We start from the raw sequence: 9,822 nt of genomic DNA on the forward strand, positions 1-9,822 counted from the left end.
CAATATAAATACAAAAAAGAAGGTGACTCTAAACAAGTTAAGATAAAGGATAGAGCGAGTATTTCTGAAAGACCTAGCAGTGCTAATAGAAAAAATCTTTATCACTTTGAAGGTGACACTATTGTTGGTAAAGACCATAAAAGTGCTATTGTAACAATGGTCGATAGAGCTAGCAGATTTACTATTTTAGCCAAGTCTATAGATAGAACAGCTAATTCAATCAATAGAATATTGTACAAAGTATCTAATGGTCATAAAATATTAACAGCTACATTTGATAATGGTAAAGAGTTTGCTAAACATAAGAAGCTAACTAGCAAGACTGGCATCAAAGTATTCTTTGCTGATCCATACAGTCCTTGGCAAAGAGGTACTAATGAAAACATGAATAGGTATATCAGACAATTTATACCTAAAGGTACTAACTTTAACAATATATCTCATCAATACATTAGAAAGTTACAGATAGACTTGAATAATAGACCTAAGAAATGTTTAAATTACTTGACACCTAATGAAGTACATTTTGGTATCTCTATAAACATTGAGAATACAATCTAGCAATTAACTTAATAATTAAGGTAAAGAAATGGCTATTCAAACTGTATCTATTAAACCTTTCGAAAATCAAAAACCAGGGACATCTGGTTTGCGTAACAAAGTTACCGCTTTTCAGCAACCAGGATATTTAGAGAATTTTGTACAATCTATATTTAACTCTTTGGATGATATACAAGGCAAGACTCTAGTTGTTGGTGGTGATGGTAGGTACTATAATGATGTAGCTGTACAGATTATTGTTAGAATGGCTGCAGCTAATGGGTTTGGTAAAATTATAGTTGGCCAAAATGGTATTTTTTCTACTCCAGCTGTTAGCTGTGTTATCAGAAAATATAAAGCTTTTGGTGGTATTGTGCTATCGGCTAGTCATAATCCAGGTGGTCCAAAAGGAGACTTTGGTATCAAATATAATGTTTCTAATGGTGGCCCAGCACCTGAGAAAATTACAGATAGAATTTTCTTAGAAACTAAAAGGATTGACCAATACTTGATAAGTGATGTGCCTAAAGATAGTGTTAATTTAAATGAGATAGGTACATACAGAATTGAAAATACAACCGTCGAGGTTATTAATTCAGTGACTGATTATGCTGAGTTAATGCAACAAATATTTGATTTTGATAAGATTCGTGAACTATTTGCTAATGACTTTAAGGTACGTTTTGACTCTATGAGTGCAGTATCTGGTCCTTATGCAAAGTATATTTTTGAGACTCTTTTGCAAGCTCCAGCTGGTACAGTTGTCAATGCTGAACCTCTTGAGGATTTTGGTGGCTTTCATCCAGATCCAAATCCTGTCAATGCCGAAGATTTAGTCAAGCATATGCGTAGTGGTAAGTATGATTTCGGCGCAGCTTCAGATGGTGATGCTGATAGAAATATGATCGTGGGTAAACAAATAGATGTATCACCTTCAGACAGTTTAGCAATTATGGCCGCAAATGCGCATCTTATACCAGCATATTCAAAAGGAATTAAAGGTGTTGCTAGATCAATGCCTACATCAACAGCAGTTGATAGGGTGGCAGAGTCATTAGGTCTACCTTGTTTCGAGACTCCAACAGGATGGAAATTCTTTGGTAATCTATTAGATGCTCAGAAAATCACACTATGTGGAGAAGAGAGTTATGGAACAGGTTCAGATCATATCCGTGAGAAAGATGGGGTTTGGGCAGTATTGTTCTGGTTGAATTTAGTTGCTGCAACAGACAAGCAGGTTGATCAGTTGGTTGAGGAGCATTGGCAAAAATTTGGTCGTAACTTCTATTCAAGACATGACTATGAAGCTATAGATGCTGTGATTGCTAACTCTATCATGAGCTCTTTAAGAAATAAACTATCTAGTCTTGCAGGAACTCAACTAAATGGTGAGAAAGTAGCTAAAGCAGATGATTTTAGTTATACAGATCCAATAGATGGTTCAGTTTCCAACCATCAGGGAATAAGAATTATTTTTGAAGATGGTTCTCGAATTGTGTTTAGGTTGTCAGGCACAGGAACACAGGGCGCTACTTTACGTATATATTTAGAGAAATATGAGTCGGATTCTTCTAAATTTAATATACCTACGCAACAAGCTTTAGCTAGTCTGATAGATATTGCTGGAGATTTAACCAATATCAAATCTCTGACAGGAATGACTGAACCAACTGTAGTAACTTAATTTAAAAATGCATTAACACTAAGGAGTTAATTATCATGGATAATCATAATTCATTATCACATCAATTATATAAAAAAGCGATGGCACTAGTATTAGCTGGTGGACGTGGCTCTCGTTTATATAATCTAACAGACACCAGAGCTAAACCAGCAGTTTATTTTGGTGGTAAGTTTAGAATCGTAGACTTTGCTCTATCAAATTGTTTAAACTCTGGTATCAGAAGAATTGGTGTAGTTACACAGTATAAATCACACTCGTTACTTCGTCATATCCAACGTGGTTGGGGCTTCTTACGTGGTGAGCTAAATGAGTTTATAGACTTATTACCAGCTCAGCAAAGGGTCGATGAAGAGAGTTGGTATCGTGGTACTGCAGATGCGGTATATCAAAATATTGATATTTTACGCTCTTATGGTCCGGAGTATGTCATAGTTCTAGCTGGCGATCATATATACAAAATGGATTACTCAGTAATGCTAAGAGACCATGCTCAAAGTGGTTATAAGTGTACTGTAGGATGTGTTGAGATTGCTGAAGAAGAAGCGTATGCATTTGGTATTATGGGTATTAATAAAGATCGTGAAATTACAAGTTTTATCGAAAAACCTAAAAAAGATGCACTAACAATTCCTGGCACTACTGATAGATGTTATGCAAGTATGGGTATATATATATTCAATTCTGACTATTTATATGATTTACTTGAAGAAGATATTGCAGACAAAGAATCAAGTCATGACTTTGGTAAAGATATAATTCCAAGAGTTGTTAGTGAAAATCAAGCTTTAGCACATCCATTTAGCATGTCATGTGTGCCTAGAGGTGAAGGTGTCGAACCATATTGGAGAGATGTCGGTACTATAGATGCATTCTGGGAAGCTAACCTTGATCTAGCAGCTAATATGCCTGAGTTGAATATCTATGATAAAGATTGGCCTGTGTGGACAGCTCAAGAGCAACTTCCTCCAGCTAAGTTTGTTCCAGATAGAAAGGGTAATCATGGTGTGATTACAAATACTTTGACATCTGGAGGATGTATCGTACTTGGTTCACAGATTTCTAAATCTCTGATGTTCTCAAAAGTTAAAGTCTCAGCAGGTTGTGAGATTGATCAGTGCGTGATAATGCCTGAGGTAGTAGTAGGTGAAAATTGCCGTCTGAAAAAAGTTGTGATTGATAAAGGTTGTGATATCCCAGCTGGTATGGTTATTGGTGAAGGTCCTATAGAAGATGCTAAGAACTTCTACAGAACCGATAAAGGTGTGGTACTAGTAACTAAAAAAATGATAGATGAACTAAAAGAAAAATAAGAGAAGCTTATGCGCGTTTTACATGTATGTAGTGAACTATATCCAATTCTAAAAACAGGTGGTCTTGCAGATGTTACAGCTGCCTTGCCTCCTGGGTTAGCTAGTTTTGGAGTTGATAGTAGGGTTTTGGTTCCAGGATTTCCGGCATTTATGAATGCTATTAAGGACAAACAGCTTTTGATTAATATCCCTTCTCGTTTTAGTGCAGAAGAGATAAATATATTTTTAGCTAAGATTCCTAATACTAAAATCGACATATATGTAATAGATGCGCCTAGTCTATTTGCTTGTCCGGGTAATCCGTATGCAGATAGTAGCAATCAAGCTTATGCAGATAATTATCTTAGATTTGCTTTATTGGGCTGGATAGCGTCGAGAATTTCTGAAGGCTTGGATGCTAAGTGGAAACCAGAAGTTGTTCATAGTCATGATTGGCATGCTGGATTAGTACCTGCTTATATCAAAGCAAGTGAACTAGCGTCTGGCAAAAAAGCTGTAAAAACAGTGTTCACTGTGCATAACCTTGCTTATCAAGGTCTTTTCCCAATGAGTGTTTTTGCGGAGTTAGATTTACCAGGTATATTCTTGAGTATGAATGGTTTAGAGTTCTATGATCAAGTATCTTTTATGAAGGCGGGTCTATATTTTGCTGATAAGATCACCACAGTAAGTCCTACATATGCTAAAGAGATTCAGTCTTATGAGCAGGGATGTGGGCTAGAAGGACTACTTGCAGATCGTCATAATGATCTATATGGAGTACTTAATGGTGTAGATCCTCAAGTATGGAATCCTAAAAAAGATACTCTTATAGAAGCTAACTATTCAGTTACTACAGCGAATGTTGGTAAAGCAAAATGTAAAACAGCTCTACAAGCAATGACTGGACTTGCGAAAAAAGAGGATGCAGTGGTTTTTGGAATTGTAACACGCTTAACTGAACAAAAAGGCCTAAACCTTTTAATTGAAGCAATAGGTGAAATCACTAGTAGAGGTGGTCAAATTGTTTTGTTAGGAAGTGGTGATAAAGCTTTAGAAGAAGCATTTTTAGCTGCTGCTAAGAAATCTCCTAAATCAATAGCTGTACAAATTGGTTATGATGAAGAGCAAGCACATCGTATAATTGCTGGTTCTGATGTGATAATGGTACCATCACGTTTTGAGCCTTGTGGATTAACACAATTATATGGCCTGACTTATGGAACTTTACCTTTAGTACATAAAGTCGGTGGTCTAGCAGATACTGTGACAGATTCTTCATTGGAGAATTTAGCGGATGGTACGGCTACAGGGTTTGTTTTTGATGAGTTCAGTGTAGAGTCTCTAACTTTAGCAATTCGTCGAGCATTTGCATTATATAATCGTAAAGCAGACTGGAAGAAGGTTAGAAAAACTGCAATGCAACAAAAAGTAGATTGGAATGCAGCTGCTGATAAAATACATCAAATTTATTCTCAAATAGTCTAATAAGCTTTCAAAAAAAATCAAAAAATCAATATTTTTTTACCAAAAAAAATACTTAAATGATATTATAATTTTTAATGTAATTATTTTTTATCAATGAATTATTATCAAAGGTTTCTAAAAAAATGGATAACAAAAATCAAATCAAGCTTTTTTTACAAGATGCTTTAGGATGTGATATAGCTAAAGCAAGTGATCAAGATCTATATTATGCTCTATTATCTTATGTTAAAGAGCAAACAGAAAAACTACCAACACCTGATTTCAAAAAGAAAATATATTATATATCTAGTGAATTTTTAATCGGTAGAATGCTGGCAAATGATCTTATAAATTTTGGAATTTATAATGATGTTAAAGAGCTATTTGAGGCTAATGGTAAAGATATTGCTTTGATCGAAGAGTGCGAGCCAGAACCATCTCTAGGTAATGGTGGTTTAGGCAGATTAGCAGCGTGCTTTTTAGATTCAATAGCATCATTAGCTATTCCTGCAACTGGTGTTAGTTTGAACTATCATTATGGTTTGTTTAAGCAAAAATTCAAAAAGAATCTACAAAAAGAAACACCAAATCCATGGATAGAAGACAAAGGTTGGCTTAATAAGAGAAAAGCTGCTTATAAGATTGATTTCAATGGTTTTAGTATACAATCCCAGATGTATGATATTGAGATGGTTGGTTATCAAAATAACTTTGTTAATAAATTATGTTTATTTGATGCTGAGAGTGTTGATTCTAGTATCGTTAAAAAAGGTATATCTTTTGATAAAACAGCTATCGAAAAGAATGTTACGCTTTTCTTATATCCAGATGATAGCGATGAAGCAGGACATTTATTAAGAATTTTCCAACAGTATTTCATGGTAAGTAATGCTGTGCATTTAGTCTTTGCTGATATGGATGACAAAGGCTACTCAATTGAGAAGCTTCATGAGCATGCAACTATTCAAATTAATGATACTCATCCAACTTTAGTGATTCCTGAGCTTGTACGTCAGCTTATGGCTAGAGGCATATCTATAGATGCAGCTATCGAAATAGTTAAGAAAACAGTAGCGTATACTAACCATACTATCCTAGCTGAAGCTCTAGAAAAATGGCCATTAAGATATCTTAAAAAAGTACTAACTCAAGAGTTGATCGATATTATTAGATATTTAGATGTTAAAGTTAAGCTTGAGCATATTGATGAGAAGTTATCTATCATTGATGATCAAAGTATTGTACATATGGCTCATATGAGTATTCATTATAGCTTTAGTGTGAATGGTGTAGCAGCACTTCATACAGAGATTCTTAAAAATGATGAATTGAAGCACTTTAATGATATTTATCCAAATAAATTTAATAATAAGACTAATGGTATAACATTCAGAAGATGGTTATTACAATCTAACCCTGAGTTAACTAAATACTTAGAAAGTGTTATTGGTGATAGTTTCAAAGCTAAAGCTACTGATTTAGAAAAACTTCTAAAATTTGATAATGATGATACTCTAAAAACTCTTGAAGATATCAAAAAAGTTAAAAAAGCGCAGTTTATTAAATTTGCTAAAGAGCACTATGGTGTAGAGCTTATCAAAGATGGAATATTTGATGTGCAAATCAAGCGTATCCATGAATATAAGCGTCAACAAATGAATGCTTTGTATATAATCCATAGATATTTACAGATTAAATCAGGTAAGCTTAAGCCTACAAGAGTTGTTAACTTTATATTTGGTGGTAAGGCAGCTCCAGCTTATATTATAGCTAAGGATATTATTCATCTAATACTATGCTTACAAGAGCTTATCAATAATGATTCTGATGTGAATAAGTACATGAGAGTATTGTTTGTTGAAAACTATAATGTAAGTGTTGCTGAGAAGTTAATCCCAGCTGCTGATATCTCTGAGCAAATATCTCTAGCATCAAAAGAAGCTAGTGGTACAGGTAACATGAAGTTTATGCTAAATGGTGCTATTACATTAGGAACTATGGATGGTGCTAACGTTGAGATTGCTGAGCTAGTTGGACAGGATAATATCTACACTTTTGGTAAGGATAGTGACACTATTATCAATCTATACAAGACTAGTGGTTATATTTCCAAAGATTACTACAAGCAGCCTGTGATCAAGCCTATTGTGGATTTTATAGTCTCTAAAAAACTTGTTAAGCTTGGTAAGAAATCTAACTTAAAAGAGTTATATAACGAGTTACTTAATAAAGACTGGTTTATGACTTTGATAGATCTTGTAGAGTATGCAAAAGTTAAAGATCAAATGATCAAAGATTATGAAAACCGTAAAGAGTGGATGTCTATGGCTTTAGTAAATATTGCAAAAGCCGGGTTCTTTAGTTCAGATAGAACTATTGCTGACTATAATAGAGATATCTGGAAGATTTAGACTTGTATTGCACTTGTGATACAAGGATGATTAGTGTTATAAATTAATATGTCATTCTACGACTTGATCGTAGAATCCAATAACTTACTTAGCTTATACCCAATCGATCCTATGGTCAAGCCATAGGATGACTGCGGTTGAGATTGTCACTCTTAGAATATTTTAGTACTATTTGGTTACCGCAATGTGCATTTTGTTTATGATGTAGAGAGAGTATATGAGAAAATCTGGATTACTATTAGCTATTTCAAGTTTACCAAGTCAATTTGGCATTGGTGACTTGGGTAAAAGCGCTTATGAATTTGTTGATATCCTAAAACAAGCAAATACTAAGATTTGGCAGGTATTACCACTTACGCCACTAGGCTTTGGTAATTCACCATATCAGTCAAGCTCTTCTTTTGCAGGAGATGAAATTTATATTAGCTTAGAAAAACTAGCAGATTATGGTTTGCTTGAAGAATCATCTCTTAAAAATCTAAATGCAAATTTTGACAAAGTTGAATATGAACTTGTTCGTAATTTCAAAGATAATTATCTTGAAGAAGCATTTAGTAATTTTCAAAGCTCAAAAGATAAGTTTGAACAAGAGTATAATGATTTTATAGCTCAAAATTCTTGGGTTAAAAATTATGCTATTTTTAAAGCTTTTAAAAAGGCAAATGATAACCAAGCTTGGAATTTTTGGCCTGCAGAATATAAAAACTGGATCAAAGATAAAGCTATAGAACTTGAACAATTTCAACAAGAGATAGATTACCAAATATTTTTACAGTTTATCTTTTATAAGCAGTGGTTTGAACTAAGAGAATATGCCAATAAAAATAATATTGATATAATGGGTGATTTACCTATTTATTTAGGTTTTGACTCTGCCGATGTATGGGAGCATCAAGAAATATTTTTATTAGATGAGAATCAAAATCCTAGTTTTGTCGCAGGAGTTCCACCTGACTTTTTCTCAGAAACTGGCCAGCTATGGGGTAATCCTCTATATGATTGGGATAAGCTCAAAGAAACAAATTTTGATTTTTGGATAGAGCGCCTGAAGGGTAACTTCAAATTATTTGATATTGTCAGGATTGATCATTTTAGAGCTTTTGATACATATTGGAAGATACCCGCAGGTGAAAAAACTGCGATAAATGGCGAGTGGGTTGAGGCTCCTGGTTATGATTTCTTTGATGCAGTTTATAAGCGTATTCCAGATGCTAATATTATTGCAGAAGATTTAGGTGATTTACGTCGTGAAGTACTTGAGTTGCGTGATCACTACAAGTTAAAAGGTATGAAGGTTTTTCCTTTTCACTTTGATCTAAAAACAGCTAGGTTTGTTGAAGATAGTAATATCATTGCATACTCAGGTACTCACGATAATAATACTCTCAAAGGTTGGTATTTTGATGAATTAAACAGATACCAAAGAAAGCTTTTAAAACGTTATTTTAAAGCTAATGATAGAAATATTTTTAGAAAGATTATTAAGTATTTACTAAATTGTGATGCTGAATATGTAATATTACCAGTACAAGATATTTTAGAATTAGGTCGTGAGGCTAGACTAAATACTCCGGGGACAGTTGGTTCACCAAATTGGCAGTGGAAATTGGTTGATTTTGACTTATTAAGAACAGAAGTTAGGACTTGAATAAGAAAAATAAAAATAGTTATGAAAGTTAAACATTTCAAAGGCTTAAAAGACTTTAGATATTTTAATCAGATAAAAGAGCTTAGAAGGATATATAAATATTTTTCTTATCTATATAAATATAATATCCAAGAGGAAGAGGATTATTTTGAAAGTTATTTAGTAATGAGCTCTGACGTTGATATTTTTTATGTTGAAGATAATGGCGTAATATTAGGAGCATCTCTAGGATGTCCAATATCTAAAAGTTTTGATTTAACAAAACCACTTTTTGATATGGATATAAATATGGACAAGGCGTATTATTTTGCTGATATTATGATAAAAAAGATTATTGGGGAAAAGGCATTGCATTTGATCTGTATCAGAAACATATAGGCTATGTAAAAGAAAATAATTATGAAAAGATATGTGCTTTGATAGTTAATCGAGATAATGATCCAAGAAAACCAGAATCTTTTAAAAAGTCAAATATTTGGCAGGTTAATAAGTTTGAGAAAACTGATAAAAATGTTGTATATCCTTGGAGTACATATCAGGAAGATGGTTCTGTCAAGCAAGAGATTAATCAACTAGACTTGTATATTAAAAACTTAAGATAGTTACTTAATAATATAAAATTGATACTTTTATATGCTGAGTTATTATCAAATCTGGTGTATGGGAATTAAGCGGCATAATTTTTATCCTGTTTTATTTTGTCAACTTCATGCTCAGAAATGCCATCAATAAAAGTTACATTATTTAGCATTTCATTAATTCTCTTATAGCCATTTAATCTAT

8 protein-coding genes are annotated in these 9,822 nt (G+C 33.4%); all 8 read left to right on the forward strand.

Features of this window, described 5'->3' with window-relative positions; genetic code table 11:
• On the forward strand, window positions 1–561 hold a 561-nt coding region (locus tag F8C69_RS06575; RefSeq protein WP_159183759.1), incomplete at its 5' end, for an IS30 family transposase.
• A gap of 28 nt (window positions 562–589) precedes the next feature.
• Complete coding sequence (locus F8C69_RS06580; protein ID WP_159184648.1) at window positions 590–2,224, forward strand: alpha-D-glucose phosphate-specific phosphoglucomutase; 1,635 nt, start codon at window positions 590–592, stop codon at window positions 2,222–2,224.
• A gap of 35 nt (window positions 2,225–2,259) precedes the next feature.
• Window positions 2,260–3,534, forward strand: coding sequence for a glucose-1-phosphate adenylyltransferase (gene glgC / locus F8C69_RS06585; RefSeq protein WP_159184649.1), 1,275 nt, complete (start codon window positions 2,260–2,262; stop codon window positions 3,532–3,534).
• A 9-nt stretch (window positions 3,535–3,543) separates the two neighbouring features.
• Window positions 3,544–5,001 carry a glycogen synthase GlgA gene (gene glgA / locus F8C69_RS06590; protein ID WP_159184650.1) on the forward strand — a complete coding sequence of 486 codons (1,458 nt, stop codon included), beginning with the start codon at window positions 3,544–3,546 and terminating at the stop codon, window positions 4,999–5,001.
• Between the two features lie 122 nt (window positions 5,002–5,123).
• On the forward strand, window positions 5,124–7,391 hold the full coding sequence (gene glgP / locus F8C69_RS06595; protein WP_159184651.1) for a glycogen/starch/alpha-glucan family phosphorylase: 2,268 nt from the start codon (window positions 5,124–5,126) through the stop codon (window positions 7,389–7,391).
• Window positions 7,392–7,608: 217 nt separating this feature from the next.
• Window positions 7,609–9,039: a 4-alpha-glucanotransferase gene (gene malQ / locus F8C69_RS06600; protein WP_159184652.1), complete on the forward strand. Its 1,431-nt coding sequence runs from the start codon at window positions 7,609–7,611 to the stop codon at window positions 9,037–9,039.
• A gap of 21 nt (window positions 9,040–9,060) precedes the next feature.
• Entirely contained in the window at window positions 9,061–9,417 is a 357-nt protein-coding gene (locus tag F8C69_RS10640) for a hypothetical protein (RefSeq protein ID WP_234384189.1), read from the forward strand.
• 38 nt (window positions 9,418–9,455) lie between these two features.
• Window positions 9,456–9,641, forward strand: coding sequence for a hypothetical protein (locus F8C69_RS10645; protein ID WP_234384188.1), 186 nt, complete (start codon window positions 9,456–9,458; stop codon window positions 9,639–9,641).
• The last annotated feature ends 181 nt before the right edge of the window (window positions 9,642–9,822 follow it).

It is taken from the genome of Francisella noatunensis subsp. noatunensis (genome assembly GCF_009823375.1).
Taxonomy (GTDB): domain Bacteria; phylum Pseudomonadota; class Gammaproteobacteria; order Francisellales; family Francisellaceae; genus Francisella; species Francisella noatunensis.

What these genes read in the sequence shown, in the direction of transcription:
- F8C69_RS06580 (WP_159184648.1), top strand. Translation starts at nt 590, where the DNA reads ATGGCTATTCAAACTGTATCTATTAAACCTTTCGAAAATCAAAAACCA.
- glgC (WP_159184649.1), top strand. Translation starts at nt 2,260, where the DNA reads ATGGATAATCATAATTCATTATCACATCAATTATATAAAAAAGCGATG.
- glgA (WP_159184650.1), top strand. Translation starts at nt 3,544, where the DNA reads ATGCGCGTTTTACATGTATGTAGTGAACTATATCCAATTCTAAAAACA.
- glgP (WP_159184651.1), top strand. Translation starts at nt 5,124, where the DNA reads ATGGATAACAAAAATCAAATCAAGCTTTTTTTACAAGATGCTTTAGGA.
- malQ (WP_159184652.1), top strand. Translation starts at nt 7,609, where the DNA reads ATGAGAAAATCTGGATTACTATTAGCTATTTCAAGTTTACCAAGTCAA.
- F8C69_RS10640 (WP_234384189.1), top strand. Translation starts at nt 9,061, where the DNA reads ATGAAAGTTAAACATTTCAAAGGCTTAAAAGACTTTAGATATTTTAAT.